The organism is Variovorax nitratireducens, from assembly GCF_051216545.1.
GTDB lineage: Bacteria > Pseudomonadota > Gammaproteobacteria > Burkholderiales > Burkholderiaceae_C > Variovorax.
In genome coordinates, this window is the sequence record NZ_JBPJZO010000002.1 from 261,347 (window position 1) to 278,842 (window position 17,496).

Here is a 17,496-nt window from a genome sequence, read left to right on the forward strand (position 1 = left end):
TGTCTCCTCAGGTGGGTGGAAAAAAACTCAACGCGTCGCTTCGCGCACCAGGTTGCGTGCGATGACGATCTGCTGGATCTGCGTGGTGCCTTCGTACAACCGAAACAGGCGCACATCACGGTAGAAGCGTTCGATGCCGTAGTCGGCGATGTAGCCGGCGCCGCCGAAGATCTGCACCGCGCGGTCCGCCACGCGGCCGCACATCTCGGACGCAAACAGCTTGCAGCACGAGGCCTCGGTCGAAACGTTGCGGCCCTCGTCGCGCTGGCGCGCCGCATCGATCACCATGCAGCGCGCGGCGTAGATCTCGGCCTGGCTGTCGGCCAGCATCGCCTGCACCAGTTGAAATTCGGCGATGGGCTGGCCGAACTGCTTGCGCTCGATGGCGTAGTTCAGTGCATCGCGCTGCATGCGCTCGGCCACGCCGACGCAGATGGCGGCGATGTGGATGCGGCCCTTCTCCAGCACCTTCATCGCGGTCTTGAAGCCCTGGCCTTCGCGGTCGCCGATCAGCTGGCTCACCGGCACCCTGCAGTTCTCGAAGATGACGTCGGCCGTGTGGGCGCCGCGCTGGCCCATCTTGCGATCCTTGAGGCCGATGGTGATGCCCGGCGTGTTCGCCTCCACGATGAAGGCCGAGACACCGCCCGCGCCCTTGTCTTGCGGATTGGTGCGCGCCATCAGCGTGAAGATGCCGGCATGCGGCGCGTTGGTGATGAAGCGCTTGGTGCCGTTGACGATGTAGTGGTCGCCCTCGCGGATCGCGGTGGTGCGCAGCGAGGCCGCGTCGGAGCCGGCCTCGGGCTCGGTCAGTGCGAAGGAGGCGATGAGCTCGCCGGTCGCCAGACGCGGCAGGTACTTCTTCTTCTGCGCCTCGGTGCCGTCGAAGAGGATGCCTTGCGAGCCGATGCCCACCGTGGTGCCGAAGAGCGAGCGAAAGCACGGCGAGGTCTGGCCCATGGCCAGCATCACCATCACCTCCTCTTCCATCGTCACGCCGAGGCCGCCGTATTCCTCGGGCACGGTGAGGCCGAACAGGCCCAGCTCCTTCATCTCGCGCACGATGTCGTCGGGGATCTCGTCGGTCTCGGCCACGAGGGCTTCGGCCGGCACCAGCCGTTCGCGCACGAAGCGGTTGACGGCGTCGAGCAGGGCTTCCAGGGTTTCAGAATCGCGGATCATGGTGAAGGGTTCCTCGTCAGGCAGGCGGGTACAGCGCCAGCAGATTTCGTTTGAGCAGCTTGCCGCTGAGCGTCGTCGGCAAGTGGTCGACCGCCTGCACGCGCGACGGTCGCTTGTAGGGCGAGAGGCGATCTCGCACAAAGGCCTCGAGCGCAGCGGGGTCGAGCCGCTCACCCTGGCGCAGTTCGACGTAGGCCAGCACCTGCTCGTTGCCATCGGCCTCGCACTGGCCGACCACGGCCGAGCGTTGGATCGCCGGAAAGGCGTTGAGCACAGCCTCCACCTCACCCGGATAGACGTTGAAGCCCGAGCGAATGATCATCTCCTTCAATCGCCCGACGACGAACAGCGCACCGTCTTGGGCGAACTCGCCGAGGTCACCGCTGGCATACCAGCCACCGGACCGCATGACCTGGCGCGTGGCGGCTTCGTCGCGGAAGTAACCGGGCATCAGGCCGCGCCCGCGCATCCAGATCTCGCCGCGCTGGCCCATCGGCAGGTCGGCGCCGTTCGCGTCGACGATGCGCAGTTCCGCGCCTTCGAGGGGGTAGCCGGCCGAGGTGTCCGAACGCCATTCGTCGAGGCGCGTCACGTGCAGCGAGCCGGCGTATTCGGAAAGGCCGTAACCGTGGTGCAGAGGCATCCGGAAGCGCGCTTCGACCTGCGTCTTCAGCGCCATGTCCAGCGGGCCGGCTCCTGTGTAGAGCAAGCGTAGTTGCGGACACACCGGCTCGGTGATGCACTGCGCGTCCATGTGCGCCAGCAGCCGCGAGAACAGGGTCGGCGGGCCCTGCAGGTTGGACACGCCATGACGGGCCAGCGCGTCCAGTACGTCCTCAGGCGAGAACGTGCTGCGCATCACCAGACCCGCGCCGGCGTGCAGCGAGGCCATCAACACCGTGCCCAGACCGAAGATGTGCGTCATCGGCAAATAGGCGTAGGAGCGATCCTCGCGGCCGAGGGCGCGCGACTGCGCCGACACGCGGCCGAAGTGCAGCAGCCCATCGTGCGTGACCAGCACCCCCTTGGGCGTGCCGGTGGTGCCCGAGGTGAAGATCAGCGCCGCGATCTCCTGGGCCTGCGCACCGGTCTCGGCGACGGCCTCGGTGTGCACCGGGCTGCGCGACAGGCCGGTCAGCGCTGAAGCACGTGCCCCATGCTGCTGCGCGTGGCGCGCGGCCGCATCGGAGACGGCCGAGGTGAAGTAGACGATGCGCGGATCGGCCTTGGCGACAATGGCTGCGATTTCGCCGGGCGCCATGCGCGCATTGACGCCGCACGACCACGCGCCGATGCGGCTGCAGGCGAAGATCAGCGCCACATGCTCGGCGCAGTTCTCGGCGACTATCAGCACGCGGTCGCCGGTGCGCACGCCGTCGCCCTGCAATTCCGCTTGCGCGCGATCGACCAGCGCGCCGAGCGCGGCATAGCTGAGGCTCCGCTCACGCTCGTGAACGAAGATCTCGTCGGGGCAGGCCGCCAGCCAGGCGTCAAAGGGCTGGTGAATGCGGGTCGGGCTCATTCGATTTCGATGCCTTTGGTCACCGTGGCCCACATCTCGCGGTCCTTCGCGGCCTGCGCGGCGAGCACCTCGGGGCCGCCCGGCCACGGGTCGTAGCCCTGCTCCGTCCACAGGGCTTTCAGCTCATCGCTCGCCAACGCCTTGCGCACCGCCTCGGTGGTACGGCTCACCAGCGCCGCCGGCATCCTGGCCGGGCCGTACACGCCGTACCAGCCGACCACTTCGTAGCCGGGCACGCCGGCTTCGCGCATCGTCGGCACATGGGCAAGCGACGGATTGCGCTCGCGCGAGGTCACTGCCAGCGCACGCACGCGGCCCGCGTTGATGAAGTTGCGCGCCGTGCTCGTGATGTCGAACATCATCGCCAGCTGGCCGCCGATCACATCGGTCATGGCCGGGGCGTTGCCCTTGTAGGGCACGTGGTTCAGTTGCGTCTTGGTCTGTGCGGCGAACAGTTCGCCGCTCAGGTGGTTGGAGGCCCCGACGCCAGCGGAGCCGTAGGCCAGCTTGCCCGGGTTGGCCTTGGCGTAGGCCACCAGCTCCGCCACGTTCTGGAACGGCAGATCCTTGTTGATCACCAGCACGTTGGCATAGCTCAGCACCGGCGCGATCGGCGTGAGCTCCTTGGCCGGATCGAAGGGCATCTTCTTCATCACGTTCGGACTGATCGTGATCGTGGGGCTGGCGGCAAAGAACAGGGTCAGGCCGTCTGGGGTGGCCTTGGCCACCGCGGAGCCCGCCAGCACGCCGCTGGCGCCGGGACGGTTGTCGACCAGCACCTGCGTGCCCAGTTCCTTCGCGAGCGCAGGTGCGAACAAACGCGCCGCCGCGTCGACCGGGCCGCCCGCCGAATAGCCGACGACGAGGCGCACCGGCTGCGTGCTTTGGCCCGCGGCTTGCGATGCGGCGAACAGCAGCACCTCAATGCAGGCTGCGGCGCGCCCGATGAAGCGGAAAGTGGTCATGCGTTTGTCTCCGAATTGGTCGGGTGGCGGATGCGTCAGAGTGATTCGTGCGTGCCGAGAATCGCCGTCGCCTGGCTGGACAACATGCCGCCGTTGCCGTGCGCAATGGCAGTGTGCGCGTTCTTCACCTGGCGCTCGCCGCATTCGCCGCGCAGCTGGCGCACGGCCTCGATCAGCGCGAAGATGCCGTACATGCCGGGATGCACGCACGACAGCCCGCCGCCGTTGGTGTTGACCGGCAGCTTGCCGCCCGGCGCAATGGCGCCATCGGCGACGAAGCGGCCCGCTTCGCCCTTGGGGCAAAAGCCCAGGTCTTCCAGGAACAGCAGCGTGTTGATGGTGAAGGCGTCGTACAGCTGCACGACGTCGATGTCCTTCGGCGCGAGCCCCGCCATGGCGAAGGCCTCGCGGCCCGACTGGCTGGCCGCCGTTACGGTGAGATCCGCCATCGAGGAGATCTGCCGGTTCCACACCGCCGTGGCGTTGCCGAGCACGTAGACCGGCTTGTTCGGCAGATCCCGCGCGCGTTCGGCGCTCACCAGCACGCAGGCGCCGCCGCCGTCGGTGACCAGGCAGCAGTCGCGCACCGTGAGCGGATCCGACACCATGCGGGCGGCCAACACATCGGCGCGCGTGAGCGGGTCGCGCATGAAGGCTTCCGGGTTAAGCCGGGCCCAGGCGCGTGCCGCCACCGCCACGTCAGCCAGCTGCTCGCGCGTGGTGCCGAACTCGTGCATGTGGCGCGAGGCGGCCAGTGCGTAGGCCGACACCGGCAGCATCGGCTCGTAAGGGTGCTCGTAGGGCTGCGGGTCGAGAAAGCGGCGCGCCGCCACGATCTCGCGCCGGCCGTAGGCGGCGCTGCGCTGCGCACTGCCGTAGCAGATGAGAACCGCGCTGCACTGGCCAGAACGGATCGCATGCATCGCAGGCAAGAGATGCGCGATGAAGCTGCTGCCGCCCAGCATCGTGCCGTCGATGAAGCGCGGGTTGAGGCCGAGGTACTCGACCACCGGCAGCGCCCACATCGCGGCCGAAGCGCTCGCGGTGCAGAGGCCGTCGATGTCGCGCATCGTCAAGCCCGCATCGGCCACGGCCGCATGCGCCGAGCGCGCCAGCAGTTCCATGTCGGTGAAGCCCGGTGTTTCTCCGCAGCCGAAGGTGGCAACGCCGGCAATCGCAGCACTGCCGCGCAGGGCTTTCAGGCCGGCACTCATGGCTTGTCCTCTTCGATGGCATCGAACAGCACCAGGCCGCGGCTGTCTTTCATCTGCACCCGCGCCTTGACGCGCTGGCCGATGCGCACCGCGTCGGGCGCAAGGTTGTCCACGCGGCTCATGAGCCGCACGCCTTCGTCCAACTCGATCAGGCTGACGTTGAGGTCGCCGCCATCGGCGGGCTTGCGCCGCACGGTCGTCATGGCATGCACGGTGCCGAGGCCACTGAAGCTCTTCCATTCCAGCGTGGTGCCGCCGCAGTGCGGGCAGCCCTCGCGCGGGTAGTACACGTGGCGGCCGCAGCCGCCGCAGCATTGAAGGAGAAAGCGGCCGGCATCCAGTTCGCGTTGATGGAAGGCCTGCACGCCTTCGTGAAGAATTTGCGTCGTCATGCCAGTCCTCAGATCGGATCCCAGCTGAACACGTCGGCCGAACGCTCCAGGTCGTAGAAGCTCGCTTTCAACGCGGGCAGCGCATGGCTCGCCACGGTCTGCGGGCTCCAGCCTTCGCTGCGGTGCACCGAGCGCACCGGCCGCGGCTGGCTCATAAGAAAGATCTCGTTGTTTCGAACGGCGAAGATCTGGCCGTTGACGTCTTTCGCAGCGTCGCTGGCCAGGCAGACGGCCAGCGGCGCGATCTTGGCGGGCGTCATCTGTTTCAGCCGATCGACGCGCGCCTGCTCCTCGGGCGTCTCGGTCGGGATGGAGCCGATCATGCGGCTCCACGCAAAGGGCGAGATGCAGTTGGAGCGCACGTTGAACTTCTGCATGTCGAGCGCGATGGACTTCGACAGCGCCGCGATGCCGAGCTTGGCTGCGCTGTAGTTGGCCTGGCCCAGGTTGCCGACCAGCCCGGAGGTGGAGGTCATGTGCACGAAGCAGCCTCTTTCCTGCTCCTTGAAGTGGGTGGCGGCCGCGCGGCTCACGTAGAAGCTGCCGTACAGGTGCACCTTGATCACCGCATCCCACTCTTCGGCGCTCATCTTGTGGAAGAAGCGGTCGCGCAGGATGCCGGCGTTGTTGACGACCACGTCGACGCGGCCGAAGGCCTCCACCGCCGTGCCGACGATGCGCGCCGCGGCGGCCTGCTCCGACACGCTGTCGGTGTTGGCCACCGCCTCGCCGCCGAAGGCCTTGATCTCGTTGACCACGGCCTGCGCCGGGCCTTCGTTCTTGCCTTCGCCGGCTACCGAGGCGCCGATGTCGTTGACCACCACCTTGGCCCCTTCGCGCGCCATCGCCAGCGCGATGTCGCGGCCGATGCCACCGCCGGCACCGGTGACCACGACGACCTTGCCTTCCAGCATTCTGGTTTCACTGCTCATTCGCTCTCACTCCTTGTCGGTACGCGCCGGCCACTGAAAGGCCGACGGCTGTTTGTCGAAAAACCGCTGCACCGCCTCGCGGTGCGGCGTGGTCTGGAAGCACAGGGCCTGGGCGTTGGCCTCGGCCTCGAAGGCGGCTTCCATGGCGCCCGCGTCGAGCGCGATGCGCTTGATGAGGCTCACGGCCAGCGGCGAGGCGCCGGCAAAGCTGTCTGCCAGCGCCAGTGCCCGCGGCAGCAGCGCGGGCTGCTCGTGCTGCTCCATCGCGATGCCGAGCGCCAGCGCCTCGCGCGCATCAACTTCGCGGGACGAGAGAAACAGCTCGCGGGCACGCTGCGCGCCGACGATGCGCGGCAGGGTGTAGGTGGCGCCGCAGTCCGGGACGAGCCCGATCCGCATGAAGACCATGCAGAAGCGGGCACGCGGCGTTACCAGCACGAAGTCCGCCGCCAGCGCCAGGCTGAAACCGGCACCGTAGGCCGCACCGTCCACGGCGGCGATGACGGGGCGGTCCAACGACAGCAGCTCGCGCAAGATCGCGTGCGCGCCGTGCATGCGCGCGCGCATGCCGTCGCTCTCGAGCGTGCCGATGGCGGCAATGCCGCGCAGGTCGCCGCCCGCGCAGAAGGCGCCGTTAGCGCCGGTGATCACCACGGCACGGACGCCGCTGTCGGCCTTGACCTGCGCGATGGCGGCGGCCAGGCCCTCCTTCAGATCGGGGGTGAACGAGTTGCGGGTGGCGGGGTTGTCGAGGGTGACCACGGCCGTGCTGCCGCGGCGCTCGAAGCGAACCGGGCCGTCGCTCATGTCGACTCCTTTGCTGCCGCGGCGCGATGCTGCTCCTGCAGCTCGCGCCAGAGGATCTTGCCGGTGCCCGACTTGGGCAGCGCGTCCACGAATTCCACGAGACGGGGCGCCTTGTAGACCGCCATGCGCTCGCGCGCCCAATCGACGATGTCCTGCGCCTGCACCTTACCGCGGAAGGCGGGCTTGAGCGAGACGATCGCCTTCACCGCCTCGCCCTGCTTCGCATCGGGCACGCCGATGATGCAGGCCTCGTGGATCGCTGGGTGCTCGTACATCATGTTCTCCACCTCGGCCGGCCAGACCTTGTAGCCCGAGCTGTTGATCATTCGCTTGAGGCGGTCGCGCATGAAGAAGTAGCCTTCTTCGTCCACGTAGGCCAGGTCGCCGGTACGGAAGAAGCGCTTGCCCTCCAGCTCGAAGAAGGCGTCGCGGTCGGCCTGCGGGTTGCGCCAATAGCCGACAGTGTTCTGCGGCGCGTGGGTGACCAGCTCGCCCAGCTCGCCCTGCGAGAGTTCCTTCAGCGTCTGCGGGTCCACGATGCGGGTGTCCACGCCCTGCGCCGGGATGCCCAGGCACTGGCGCTTGCCGCGCGCAAGCGGGTTGGCCTGCAGGAAGGAGGCGGTCTCCGTCAGGCCGTAGCCTTCGTTGTAGGTGATGCCGTAGCGCTGCTGCATCATCGTCGCCACCGCTTCGGGCATTGCCGCAGCGCCGCCGGAGAGCAGCGTCAGGCTGGAGATGTCGCGCTGCGCCAGCTCGGGGTTCGCGAAGAAGTCCAGGATCATCGCCGGCGGGGCCGTCCACGCGGTGACGCGGTGGCGCTCGATCAGCCGTGCGGCCAGAGCCGGATTCCAGCGCGGGAGCATCACCGAGGTGCCGCCCAGGAAGATCGGCATGTTCATGCCGTTCTGCAGTCCGAGCATGTGGAACAGCGGTGCGACGGCCAGCATCACCGTCTCGCAGTGCAGGCCCTTCCAGACGTGCGAGGCGGCCAGGGACGCGATCACCGTCTGGTGGGTGTGCATGCAGCCCTTGGGATGGCCGGTGGTACCCGAGGTGTAGGGCAGGATGGCGAGGTCCGCGGGGCACACACCCGCGTCTACGCCATCGCCGGTGGCCGGCACGCTGGCCCAGCCCACGCAATCGGACCGCGAGATCGGACGCAGCGGCTCGAGCACCCAGTTCGGGATCTCGTCGGAGACATCCGCCACGGCCTCGCTGTACGCGTGCACAACGATCCGGTCGAACAGGCCCGGCTCGAAGTACTCCAGCAGCTCCTGCGCCGCGAACGCGATGCGCGCGCCACTGTTCTCTGCGTAGTACCGAACCTCCTGAGCCTTGCTCATGGGATTGACGGGCACCACGACGCCGCCCGCGCGCAGGATCGCGTAGCTGGCGACCACGAACTGCGGGCAGTTCTGGCTGGCCACCAGCACGCGATCGCCGCGCTGCAGCCCATGCGTGTCGCGCAGCCAGGCCGCCATCGCAGCCACGCGCTGCTGGAGCTCGGCATAGCGGACGACGCTGCCGCAGTAGACGATCGCGGCCTTGTCCGGATACCGCCGCGCCGCAACCTGCAGGTACTCCGGCAGCGTCGCCTGCGGCACGACCAGCTCGCGTGCGACGCCCTTGGGCCAGAAGCGAAAGTGCGGACGTTCGGGAACAGTGGCCCCCAGGGGGGCCTTCGCACCTTCGGGCGGCCGTGCAGCGCTCACCATCATTGCTTCTCCATGGCCCGCGCGATGATTTCTTTCATCACCTCGTTGGCGCCGCCGTAGATGCGGCCGACGCGCACGTCGGCATAGAGCCGCGCGATCGGGTATTCGTTCATGAAGCCGTAGCCGCCGTGCAGCTGCAGGCACTCGTCGACGATGCGGCAGCAGGCGTCGGTGGTCCACCACTTGGCCATGGCGGCCGTCGGCACGTCGAGCTCGCCGCGCATCAGGCGGGCGATGCAGTCGTCCACGAAGGCGCGCGCCACCTGCGCCTGCGTCTCGCACTCGGCCAGCTTGAAGCGCGTGTTCTGCATCTTCAGCAGCGGCTCGCCGAACACCTGGCGGTCGCGCACGTATGCGAGCGTGTCGCCGATCGCGCGCTGCATGGTCGCCACCGCACCGACGGCGATCAGCATGCGCTCGCGCGGCAGCTGCCCCATGAGCTGCGCAAAGCCGCTGCCCTCCTGGCCGCCGAGCAGGTTGTCGGCCGGCACGGACACGTCGTCGAAGAACAGCTCGGTGGTGTCCAGCGTCTTCTGGCCCATCTTGTCTAGCAGCGGCCCGCGGCGAAAGCCCGCCGTGCCTTCGGTTTCGACCATCAGCAGCGAGATGCCCTTGGCACCGCCCGCGGCACCCGTCTTGGCTGCAACGCAAACCAGGCCGGCGTGCATGCCGTTGGTGATGAAGGTCTTGCTGCCGGTGATGCGCCAGTGGTCGCCCTCGCGCCGCGCCTGCGTCTTGATGCGCTGAAGGTCGGTGCCGGCACCGGGCTCGGTCATCGCGATGGCGGCCACCAGTTCGCCGCTGGCCATGCGCGGCAGCCAGCGACGCTTCTGTTCCTCGGTGCCGTAGGCCAGCAGGTAGTGGGCAACGATGCCGCTGTGCACGTTGTTGCTGAAGGCCTGCGCCATGGCGCGCATCTGCTCCTCGCAGATCACGGCCTCGTGCAGGAAGCTGCCGCCGCCGCCGCCGTATTCCTCGGGGATGCTGGCGCACAGCAGCCCGGCTGCACCGGCCCGGGTCCAGATGTCGCGGTCGGCATGGTGCTGCGCGCGCCAGCGCGGCTCGTTGGGAACGCATTCGCGCTCGAAGAAGCGCCGCGCGCTGTCGCGCAGCATCTCCAGCTCTTCGTTCATCCAAGGCCGGGTGGGGTTCATATGGAAACCTCCGCGCTACGCGCTGCGGTGCTGTTCGCCTTGGGAGCGGCCCGGCGGCTCACGGCCGCCCGCCTCCGCAGACCAGCACCTGCCCGCTGACGTAGTTGGACTCCGGAATGCAGAACATGTAGACCGCGCCGGCCGCTTCCTGCGGCGTGCCGCCGCGGCCCAGCGGAATCATTGCTTCGGCGTTCTTCAGGATCTGCGGATTGACGCCCACCTTGATCTGCCGGCCCTCGATGTCGATGCTCGCGCCAGCGCTGGCATCGGCTTCGGTCAGGCGGGTCTTGATGAGACCGAACGCGACGCTGTTGACGGTGACCTTGTAGCGGCCCCATTCCTTGGCCATCGCCTTGGTCAGGCCGTTGATGCCGGCCTTGGCGGCTGCGTAGTTGGCCTGGCCCGCGTTGCCGTACACGCCGGAGGTGGACGAGATGTTGACCACCTTGCGAAACACCTCGCGGCCTTCGTCGGCCTCGCGCTTGGCGGCATCGCGGATGAAGCCGGAGGCCGCGCGCAGGATGCGAAAAGGCGCGGTCAGGTGCACGGCGAGCATGGCCTCCCACTGCTCGTCGGTCATCTTCTGCACCACGTTGTCCCAGGTGTAGCCGGCGTTGTTGACGATGATGTCGAGGCCGCCGTAGCTGTCGACGGCGGTGCGCACGAACCGGTCGGCAAAGCCGCTGTCGGTCACGCTGCCGGCGCAGGCCGTTGCGCTGCCGCCCGCGGCCACGATGTCGGCGACGGTCTGCGCGGCCGGTTCGGCGTCGAGGTCGTTGATGACGACGCTGGCCCCGTCGCTCGCCAGCTTGAGCGCGATCTCGCGCCCGATGCCGCGACCGGAGCCTGAGACGAGGGCGACCTTGCCTTCGAGTTTTCGGTTCATGTGTTGTCTCCTCTTGGGGGTGTCAATGCCAGGCGATCAGTGCTTCGCCGGTCAGCTTGGGTGTGCCTTGCGCATTGGTTGTGGCGACCTGCAGCCGCACACAGCGCTGGCCTTCGTGCTCGAATTTCTCGGCGACCGTGCCGGTGCAGGTGATGCGCTCGCCCATCTGCGTGATGGCGGCAAAGCGCACATCGAGCGAGCGGATCGCCGACTGCGGCACCCAGTTGGTCAACAGCCGCCCCAGCCACGCGGCCGACAGCATGCCGTGCGCGAACACATCGGGCATGCCGGCGGACTTGGCGAAGTCGGTGTCGACGTGGATCGGGTTGTGGTCGCCCGAAGCGCCGCAGTACAGCGCCAGCGCCAGACGGCTGATCGGTGGCAGTTCCAGCGGCGGCAAGGTGTCGCCCGGTTGCAGTGCGTCCCAGGCAGGTAGTGTTTTGATCGTCATTGGGTCACCCTCAACTCGCGGTTCGACGGCCGATGCGGGGCCGAGGGCGCCGGGTAGCCCCCTCCGCGAATGTCCCCCGGCTTCGCCTCCTCCTTTATTTCGCTGCGGGAGCTACTCACCACCCTCGGCTTGGGCGCGCTGTGGTGTTTCGACGGTTGAACAACCACGCCGCGCCCCGGATCAGGCTGGTGGGGCGTACTGCGCAGCGAAATAAAGGAGGAGGCGGCCGCAGGCCGACGGGGGACATTCGCGGAGCAGTGCGCCCCGCCGGCCTGATCCCACCCCGGAAAGGCCCTAACCATTGCGCACCACCGTCACGCAGCGCAGTTCGGCCACGAGTTCGTCGCGCTGGTTGCTTACGCGCGTATTGCGCACCACGAACTCCAGCGCCCCGCCCTTCTTGTCGTAGATGTCGGCGATGCGCTGCTCGAAGCGCAGCGTGTCGCCGGCATGGGCCATCGCGTGGTAGCTGAAGCCCTGCTCGCCGTGAAGCAGGCTGCGGTAGTCCATGCCCAGCAGCTCGCGGATGGCGGCGGGGTTGGGTGACTCCATCTCCAGGCAGAAGAAAAAGGTGGGTGGCACCGGCAGGCCTGGATGCCCCGCGGCGCGTGCCGCGGCTTCGTCGATGTAGACCGGGTCGGTCTGCCCGGTGGCCTTGGCGAAGAAGCGCAAACGGCCCTTTTCCACTTCCACCTTGAACGGCGGCAGCGTGTGGCCTATGTGGCGGCGATCGATCATCTCGATATCAGGTGGTTTGGTAGAGCGTGACGACGCAGGCACCGCCCAGACCAAGGTTGTGCTGCAGCGCAAGCCGCGCGCCTTCCACCTGTCGCTGCTCGGCCTGGCCGCGCAGTTGCCACACCAGCTCCGCGCACTGCGCAAGGCCGGTGGCGCCGAGCGGATGGCCCTTGGACAACAGGCCGCCGGAAGGGTTGGTCACCACGCGGCCGCCATAGGTGTTGTCGCCTTCGACGATGAAGCGCTCCGCAGTGCCCTCGGGCGTGAGGCCCAGCGCCTCGTAGGTGATCAACTCGTTGGCAGTGAAGCAGTCGTGCAGCTCCACCACGTCCAGCTCCTCGGGGCCGATGCCCGCGTCTTCGTACACCTGCTTCGCCGCGGCTGCGGTCATGTCGTAGCCCACCAACTTGCGCATGTCCTTGCTCTCGAAGGTGGAGGGCGTGTCGGTGGTCATGGCCTGCGCCGCGATCACGACGCGCATGTCCAGGCCGTGCTTCTTCGCGAACTCGGCCGAGCAGACGATCGCCGCGGCCGCGCCGCAGGTGGGCGGGCAGCACTGGAAGCGGGTGAGCGGATCGAACACCGGCGCCGAGGCCATCACTTCGTCCAGCGTCAGTGTCTGGCGGAACACCGCCAGCGGGTTGCGCGCGGCATGCTGGCGCGCCTTCACCGAGATGCGGCCGAAGGTGTCGCGGCGGATGCCGTACTGCGCCATGTAGTCGCGGCCGGCGCCGCCGAAGAACTGCGCTGCGCGCGGCGCTTCGGGAATGAAGCCCTGCTTCTCGGCCATCACCTCGGCGAAGCGCGTCATCGGCGAAGGACGGTCGTCATAGGCGCCCTTGAGCGCGCCGGGCTGCATCTGCTCGAAGCCGAGCGCAATGGCGCATTCCACCATGCCGCTTTCCACCGCCTGGCGCGCGAGGAACAGCGCGCTCGAACCGGTGGAGCAGTTGTTGTTGAGGTTGAAGACCGGAATGCCGGTGAGGCCGACGCCGTAGATGGCCGCCTGGCCGGCGGTGGAATCGCCGTAGACGTAGCCCACGTAGGCCTGCTGCACGTGGGCGTAGTCGACGCCGGCATCGTCGAGCGCGAGCTTCGCGGCGCGCGCACCCATCACGGTGTACGGGTCGCTGGCACCGGGCTTGGTGAAGGGGATCATCCCCACGCCGACCACGTGGACGGGGCGTTGCATACGTGTCATGGAAACTCCTGGATGCGATGAAGTGAAGTCTCGGCCGCGGGGGCCGTTTCAACAATCGCGGATTGGGCCAAAACGATTGGCCGAAACGCTCACTGGGCGCCCTTGGCGCCGTGCTCACGCCGGATCGCGATAGCGGAAGGTGCCCATGGCGCGCGCCGCCACCTCGCCGCTGGCGTCGGTGACGGTGGCTTCGCAGAAGCACACCGAGCGGCCGCCGCCGGTGGCGCGCCCTTGCGCCTGCAGCCGCCCGCTGTTGGGCCGCATGAAGGCGACGTGCATGTCGACGGTGACGACCTCGCGCGCATAGGCCACGCGCGAGAGCGCGGCATGCGCCATCGCGCTGTCGAGCAAGGTCATCAGCACGCCGCCGTGGCCGCTCGCGTGGTTGTTCAGCAGTTCGGGGCGCAGCTCCACCGACACCACGGCTTCGCCGGCCTCGGCGCTTTCAACCCAAAGGCCGATGTGCTCGGAGAAGGGCACGTAGCGCTGCGGGCCGCTGCGCGGCCGGTCGCCCTCCTCCTGCTGTTGCTGCTGCGCGCTCGCCAGTTGCAAACTCATGCTGCCTCCCGCTTCGAGGCAGCAGCGGCCGCGGTGAAGTCGCGCGGGCCGGTCAACGCCAGGCCGCCGTCGACGGGAATGATCGCGCCGGTGATGTACGAGCCCCAGTCGCTGGCCAGCAGCATGGCGATGCGGCTGATGTCCTCGATGCGGCCCAGGCGCTTCAGCGGCACGCGCTGCGCCATCGCGGCCATCGTGTCGTCGGTCGGCGCAAGCCGCTTCAGACCCTCGGTGTCGGCGATCGGCCCGGGCACGATGGAGTTGATGCGGATGCCCTGCGGCCCCCACTCCAGCGCGAGCACCTGCGTCAGCATGTCCACGCCCGCCTTGGCCGCGCACACATGGGCCTGAAAGGGCGTGGGCGTGAAGGCCTGCCCGGCCGAGATCTGGATCACGCAGGCGCCCGGTTTGCGCAGGTGCGCATGGGCCAGGCGCGCGACATTGAAGCTGCCGAGCAGGTCGATGTCGACCACCGTCTTGAACGCGTTGGGCGACATGTCGAGCGCGCTGGCGAGAAAGTTGCCCGCCGCGCCCGAGACCAGCACGTCGATCGGGCCGAAGCGATCGGCGCCCTGCGCAAAGGCGCGTTCCAGCGCTTCGGGCTGGCGCACGTCGGCGGAGATGCCGAGCGCCTCGGTGCCGAGGGCTTCGAGCTGCTGCGCAGCCGCAGCCACCTTGTCGGCCGAGCGGCTGAGCACCGTGATGCGTGCGCCGGCACGCGCGAAGGCCTGCGCGATGCCGAAGTTGATGCCGCTGGAGCCACCGGCCACGGCCACGTGGCGTCCCTTGAAATTGAAAGCAGAGAAGTCCATGCGCATCACTCCGGTTTGAAGCCGAGCTCGGCCAGCATCTTCGCGTCGCGCTCGAACTGCGCCTTCGCATAGGCGGCGTAGGCGTCGCCGTCGATCCACTGCGGCTGCATGTCGAACTGCTCCAGCTGGTTCAGGTAGGCCGGATCGGCCGCTGCCTTGCGGAATGCGCCGGCCAGGCGCACGGCGATCTTCGGATCCAAGTTCTTCGGCGCTGCGAGGCCAACCGGCGACTCGATGACGAGATCGTGGCCGAGCTCCTTCACCGTCGGCACGCCCGGATGGCGCTTCAGGCGCTCGGCTGTGAAGGTGGCCAGCAGCCGCACCTTGCCGCCCTGCACCTGCGGGCCGAAGCCCGGGTCGCCATAGACGTCGAGGTGGCGCCCGATCAAGGCCGTGAAGGCTTCGCCGCCGCCCTTGAAGGGCACCATGTTGAAGGTGGTGCCGTTCATGCGCGCGAGCCGCTCGCCGTAGATGCGGTTGATGCTGGTGGCGCCCACGTTGCCCCAGCTGATCGCGCCGGGGCGCTTCTTTGCATCGGCGAGCAGCTCGTCCAGTGTCTTCCACGGCGCGTCGCTCGCCACAGCAACGCCGGTGGACATGCCGAACAGGCCGGCCAGGTAGGTGAAGTCGCGCAGCGGATGCCAGTTGATCTTCTGCAGCAGCGGCGCGCGGATCACGGAGTTGTGGATCACTGCGAGCGTGTAGCCGTCGGATTCGTTCATCGCCGCCACCGAGCCCGGGCCGGTGATGCCGCCCGCGCCGGCCCGGTGCATCAGCACGATCGGTTGCCCGAGCTCGCGTGAAGCCGCCTCCGCCAGCGCGCGGAAGACCGGATCGAACGAGCCGCCCGGCGGGAAGGGCATCACCAGAGTGATCGGCTTGCTGGGGAAAGGGTCGGCGGCGAAAGCCGGAGCGGCCACGGCTGCGGCGCCGAACGCGAGCAGCGCGCCGAGGGCGGCGCGCCGGCGCAGTGAATGGAGGGGTCGGTTCATGGTGTTGTCTCCTGTTGTCGGTGTTGGCGGGTCTGGCTGGGTAGGTGTTTCAAGCGGCCTGCGGCAGCGGTAGGTAGCGGAAGGAACCCTGGGCACGCGCGACGACGCGCCCGTCGTCATCGGTGACCGAGGCGTGGCACCAGGCGACGCTGTCGTCGTGCTGCACGACTTCGCCATCGGCGGTGAGTCGGCCGTGGCCCGGTTCGAGAAAGCTGGTGTTGAGGTTGAGCGTGACGGCGGTGCGGGCAAAGTCGAACAGCGACACGGCGGCACTGGCCATGGCCACGTCGAGCAGCGTGACCAGCACCCCGCCGTGAATGGCGCCGATGACGTTGCCGAGTTCCGGCCGCGCGTCGATGACGAGGCGGGCGCGGCCGGCCTCGGAGTACTCGCGGCGCGCGCCCAGCAGCCGCGTGAAGGGCACCTGTGCGAACAGGTTGCGGCGGTCTGCGCCCGCGACGGGTTTCATGCGCGCACCTGCTCGCGCAGCACGTTCTTCAGCACCTTGCCGGCGGCCGACAGCGGCAGTTCGCGCACGAAGCTGATGCCACGCGGACACTTGTAGCCGGCCAGACGCTCGCGGCACCAGGCGCGCAGTTCATCGGCGTCGGCACTGGCACCGTCGGCCAACACGACCGCCGCATGCACTGCCTCGCCCCAGCGCGCATCCGGCACGCCGATGACCGCCGCCTGCCTGACCTGCGGATGGCCGCGCAGCGCGGCTTCGACCTCGGCGCAGTACACGTTCTCGCCGCCGCTGATGATCATGTCCTTCAGGCGGTCGACGATGAAGAGGTGGCCGTCGGGCAGCATGCGGCCCGCATCGCCGGTGTGCAGCCAGCCGCCCTGCAGCGCGGCGGCCGTTGCCTCCGGGTTGCGCCAGTAGCCCTGCATGACCATCGGCCCGCGCGCCAGGATCTCGCCGACTTCGCCGCGCGGCAGTTCGCAGCCGCTCTCGTCGGCAACGATGATCTCGGCGCCCAGGCCGGCACGGCCGACGGAGTTCAGGCGGCCGGTGGCGCGCGCTTCGGGCCGGTGGTTCGCCGGCAGGTTGATGCACACGGCACCCGCGGTTTCGGTGAGGCCATAGGCCTGGAAGAACTCGGCGTGGGGCCAGGCGGCCAGTGCGCGATCCAGCAGATCCGGCGGCATCGGCGCCGCACCGAAGGCGATGCGCGCGAGGCTGCGCACGCGCCCGGGCGTGAACGAGGGATCGTCGAGCAGCGACTGCAGCATGCTCGGCACCACGATGATGTCGCCGATGCGATGCGCCGCGATCGCCTCGATCACCGATGCGGGACGGAACTGCGCCATCGTCACGCAGCTGCCGCCGACGATCAGCTGGCCCACCAGGCGGCCGAGCCCGGCAACGTGGAACAGCGGTGCCACCAGCAGCGATACCGAGTCCGGCGCATTGTTCAGCTCGGCGCCCCGCGTCATCGATGCGGTCCAGAAGTTCGCGTGGCTCAGCATCACGCCCTTGGAGCGGCCGGTGGTTCCGCCGGTGTAGAGGATGGCGGCTAGGGCGTCGCCGCCGGTGCGCGTATCGGCCAGCGGCGCCAGCGCGGCGCTCTCTTCTTCCAGCGCGCCCAGGCGCAGCAGCTCGCTTGCGCCGGCCGGCGCAAGCGTTTGCAGCGTTTCGTCGACGAGCAGCAGCGACGCTTCGCTGTCCTGCAGCGCGTGCGCCAGCTCGGGTGTGCTCCAGCGGATGTTCAGCGGGCAGGCGACGGCGCCAAGCCACCAGCAGGCGAGGATGGCCCGCACCAGCTGGTCGCTGTTGGGCGCGAGCAGCGCCACGCGGTCGCCGCGCCCGATGCCGCGCCTGGCCAGCGCGGCCGCCTGCAAGGCAATGCCGTTCGCCAGCTGCGCATGCGTATGGCTGCGCGCGCCGGTTTCGCCGACGTGGGTGAGCGCCGTCTTGTCGGGGCAGCGCTGCAGCGCGCGATGCAGGCCTTGGGTGAGATACACGATGGAA

At 68.6% G+C, this 17,496-nt stretch carries 18 protein-coding genes; all 18 read right to left on the bottom strand.

Annotated features, from left to right (window positions below; translation table 11 throughout):
- Nucleotides 1-27 precede the first annotated feature (27 nt).
- A complete protein-coding gene (locus tag ACSFA8_RS06535; protein ID WP_435478691.1) occupies nt 28-1,182 on the bottom strand; it encodes an acyl-CoA dehydrogenase family protein in 1,155 nt (384 codons plus the stop codon).
- Nucleotides 1,183-1,198: 16 nt separating this feature from the next.
- Entirely contained in the window at nt 1,199-2,704 is a 1,506-nt protein-coding gene (locus ACSFA8_RS06540) for a class I adenylate-forming enzyme family protein (protein ID WP_435478692.1), read from the bottom strand.
- A complete protein-coding gene (locus ACSFA8_RS06545; protein WP_435478693.1) occupies nt 2,701-3,669 on the bottom strand; it encodes a Bug family tripartite tricarboxylate transporter substrate binding protein in 969 nt (322 codons plus the stop codon). The genes ACSFA8_RS06540 and ACSFA8_RS06545 overlap by 4 nt, the downstream gene beginning before the upstream one ends.
- 35 nt (nt 3,670-3,704) lie before the next feature.
- Nucleotides 3,705-4,883: a thiolase gene (locus ACSFA8_RS06550; protein WP_435478694.1), complete on the bottom strand. Its 1,179-nt coding sequence runs from the start codon at nt 4,881-4,883 to the stop codon at nt 3,705-3,707.
- Nucleotides 4,880-5,275, bottom strand: coding sequence for a Zn-ribbon domain-containing OB-fold protein (locus ACSFA8_RS06555; protein WP_435478695.1), 396 nt, complete (start codon nt 5,273-5,275; stop codon nt 4,880-4,882). Before ACSFA8_RS06555 ends, ACSFA8_RS06550 begins: the two co-directional genes overlap by 4 nt.
- An 8-nt stretch (nt 5,276-5,283) precedes the next feature.
- Nucleotides 5,284-6,189, bottom strand: a complete 906-nt coding sequence (locus tag ACSFA8_RS06560) for an SDR family NAD(P)-dependent oxidoreductase (protein ID WP_435479198.1) — start codon at nt 6,187-6,189, stop codon at nt 5,284-5,286.
- A 24-nt stretch (nt 6,190-6,213) separates the two neighbouring features.
- Nucleotides 6,214-7,014 carry an enoyl-CoA hydratase/isomerase family protein gene (locus ACSFA8_RS06565; RefSeq protein WP_435478696.1) on the bottom strand — a complete coding sequence of 267 codons (801 nt, stop codon included), beginning with the start codon at nt 7,012-7,014 and terminating at the stop codon, nt 6,214-6,216.
- Nucleotides 7,011-8,732, bottom strand: coding sequence for a long-chain-fatty-acid--CoA ligase (locus tag ACSFA8_RS06570; protein ID WP_435478697.1), 1,722 nt, complete (start codon nt 8,730-8,732; stop codon nt 7,011-7,013). Before ACSFA8_RS06570 ends, ACSFA8_RS06565 begins: the two co-directional genes overlap by 4 nt.
- On the bottom strand, nt 8,729-9,883 hold the full coding sequence (locus tag ACSFA8_RS06575; protein ID WP_435478698.1) for an acyl-CoA dehydrogenase family protein: 1,155 nt from the start codon (nt 9,881-9,883) through the stop codon (nt 8,729-8,731). Before ACSFA8_RS06575 ends, ACSFA8_RS06570 begins: the two co-directional genes overlap by 4 nt.
- A gap of 58 nt (nt 9,884-9,941) precedes the next feature.
- Entirely contained in the window at nt 9,942-10,769 is an 828-nt protein-coding gene (locus ACSFA8_RS06580) for an SDR family NAD(P)-dependent oxidoreductase (protein WP_435478699.1), read from the bottom strand.
- Nucleotides 10,770-10,791: 22 nt separating this feature from the next.
- Nucleotides 10,792-11,220 carry a MaoC family dehydratase gene (locus ACSFA8_RS06585; RefSeq protein ID WP_435478700.1) on the bottom strand — a complete coding sequence of 143 codons (429 nt, stop codon included), beginning with the start codon at nt 11,218-11,220 and terminating at the stop codon, nt 10,792-10,794.
- A 294-nt stretch (nt 11,221-11,514) separates the two neighbouring features.
- Entirely contained in the window at nt 11,515-11,958 is a 444-nt protein-coding gene (locus ACSFA8_RS06590; protein ID WP_435478701.1) for a MaoC family dehydratase N-terminal domain-containing protein, read from the bottom strand.
- Nucleotides 11,959-11,965: 7 nt separating this feature from the next.
- Nucleotides 11,966-13,150, bottom strand: coding sequence for a lipid-transfer protein (locus ACSFA8_RS06595; RefSeq protein ID WP_435479199.1), 1,185 nt, complete (start codon nt 13,148-13,150; stop codon nt 11,966-11,968).
- Nucleotides 13,151-13,273: 123 nt separating this feature from the next.
- The gene (locus tag ACSFA8_RS06600) at nt 13,274-13,717 is read right to left on the bottom strand and encodes a PaaI family thioesterase (protein ID WP_435478702.1); all 444 of its coding nucleotides are present in this window, start codon (nt 13,715-13,717) and stop codon (nt 13,274-13,276) included.
- Nucleotides 13,714-14,529 carry an SDR family oxidoreductase gene (locus ACSFA8_RS06605; RefSeq protein WP_435478703.1) on the bottom strand — a complete coding sequence of 272 codons (816 nt, stop codon included), beginning with the start codon at nt 14,527-14,529 and terminating at the stop codon, nt 13,714-13,716. The genes ACSFA8_RS06600 and ACSFA8_RS06605 overlap by 4 nt, the downstream gene beginning before the upstream one ends.
- 5 nt (nt 14,530-14,534) lie before the next feature.
- Nucleotides 14,535-15,521 carry a tripartite tricarboxylate transporter substrate binding protein gene (locus ACSFA8_RS06610; RefSeq protein WP_435478704.1) on the bottom strand — a complete coding sequence of 329 codons (987 nt, stop codon included), beginning with the start codon at nt 15,519-15,521 and terminating at the stop codon, nt 14,535-14,537.
- 49 nt (nt 15,522-15,570) lie between these two features.
- Entirely contained in the window at nt 15,571-15,990 is a 420-nt protein-coding gene (locus ACSFA8_RS06615; RefSeq protein WP_435478705.1) for a PaaI family thioesterase, read from the bottom strand.
- Nucleotides 15,987-17,489, bottom strand: coding sequence for a class I adenylate-forming enzyme family protein (locus tag ACSFA8_RS06620; RefSeq protein WP_435478706.1), 1,503 nt, complete (start codon nt 17,487-17,489; stop codon nt 15,987-15,989). The genes ACSFA8_RS06615 and ACSFA8_RS06620 overlap by 4 nt, the downstream gene beginning before the upstream one ends.
- Between the last annotated feature and the right edge of the window lie 7 nt (nt 17,490-17,496).

Bases quoted from the DNA above. Each gene is read 5' to 3' on its own strand.
- ACSFA8_RS06535 (WP_435478691.1), bottom strand. From the start codon at position 1,182: ATGATCCGCGATTCTGAAACCCTGGAAGCCCTGCTCGACGCCGTCAAC.
- ACSFA8_RS06540 (WP_435478692.1), bottom strand. From the start codon at position 2,704: ATGAGCCCGACCCGCATTCACCAGCCCTTTGACGCCTGGCTGGCGGCC.
- ACSFA8_RS06545 (WP_435478693.1), bottom strand. From the start codon at position 3,669: ATGACCACTTTCCGCTTCATCGGGCGCGCCGCAGCCTGCATTGAGGTG.
- ACSFA8_RS06550 (WP_435478694.1), bottom strand. From the start codon at position 4,883: ATGAGTGCCGGCCTGAAAGCCCTGCGCGGCAGTGCTGCGATTGCCGGC.
- ACSFA8_RS06555 (WP_435478695.1), bottom strand. From the start codon at position 5,275: ATGACGACGCAAATTCTTCACGAAGGCGTGCAGGCCTTCCATCAACGC.
- ACSFA8_RS06560 (WP_435479198.1), bottom strand. From the start codon at position 6,189: ATGCTGGAAGGCAAGGTCGTCGTGGTCACCGGTGCCGGCGGTGGCATC.
- ACSFA8_RS06565 (WP_435478696.1), bottom strand. From the start codon at position 7,014: ATGAGCGACGGCCCGGTTCGCTTCGAGCGCCGCGGCAGCACGGCCGTG.
- ACSFA8_RS06570 (WP_435478697.1), bottom strand. From the start codon at position 8,732: ATGATGGTGAGCGCTGCACGGCCGCCCGAAGGTGCGAAGGCCCCCCTG.
- ACSFA8_RS06575 (WP_435478698.1), bottom strand. From the start codon at position 9,883: ATGAACCCCACCCGGCCTTGGATGAACGAAGAGCTGGAGATGCTGCGC.
- ACSFA8_RS06580 (WP_435478699.1), bottom strand. From the start codon at position 10,769: ATGAACCGAAAACTCGAAGGCAAGGTCGCCCTCGTCTCAGGCTCCGGT.
- ACSFA8_RS06585 (WP_435478700.1), bottom strand. From the start codon at position 11,220: ATGACGATCAAAACACTACCTGCCTGGGACGCACTGCAACCGGGCGAC.
- ACSFA8_RS06590 (WP_435478701.1), bottom strand. From the start codon at position 11,958: ATGATCGATCGCCGCCACATAGGCCACACGCTGCCGCCGTTCAAGGTG.
- ACSFA8_RS06595 (WP_435479199.1), bottom strand. From the start codon at position 13,150: ATGCAACGCCCCGTCCACGTGGTCGGCGTGGGGATGATCCCCTTCACC.
- ACSFA8_RS06600 (WP_435478702.1), bottom strand. From the start codon at position 13,717: ATGAGTTTGCAACTGGCGAGCGCGCAGCAGCAACAGCAGGAGGAGGGC.
- ACSFA8_RS06605 (WP_435478703.1), bottom strand. From the start codon at position 14,529: ATGGACTTCTCTGCTTTCAATTTCAAGGGACGCCACGTGGCCGTGGCC.
- ACSFA8_RS06610 (WP_435478704.1), bottom strand. From the start codon at position 15,521: ATGAACCGACCCCTCCATTCACTGCGCCGGCGCGCCGCCCTCGGCGCG.
- ACSFA8_RS06615 (WP_435478705.1), bottom strand. From the start codon at position 15,990: ATGAAACCCGTCGCGGGCGCAGACCGCCGCAACCTGTTCGCACAGGTG.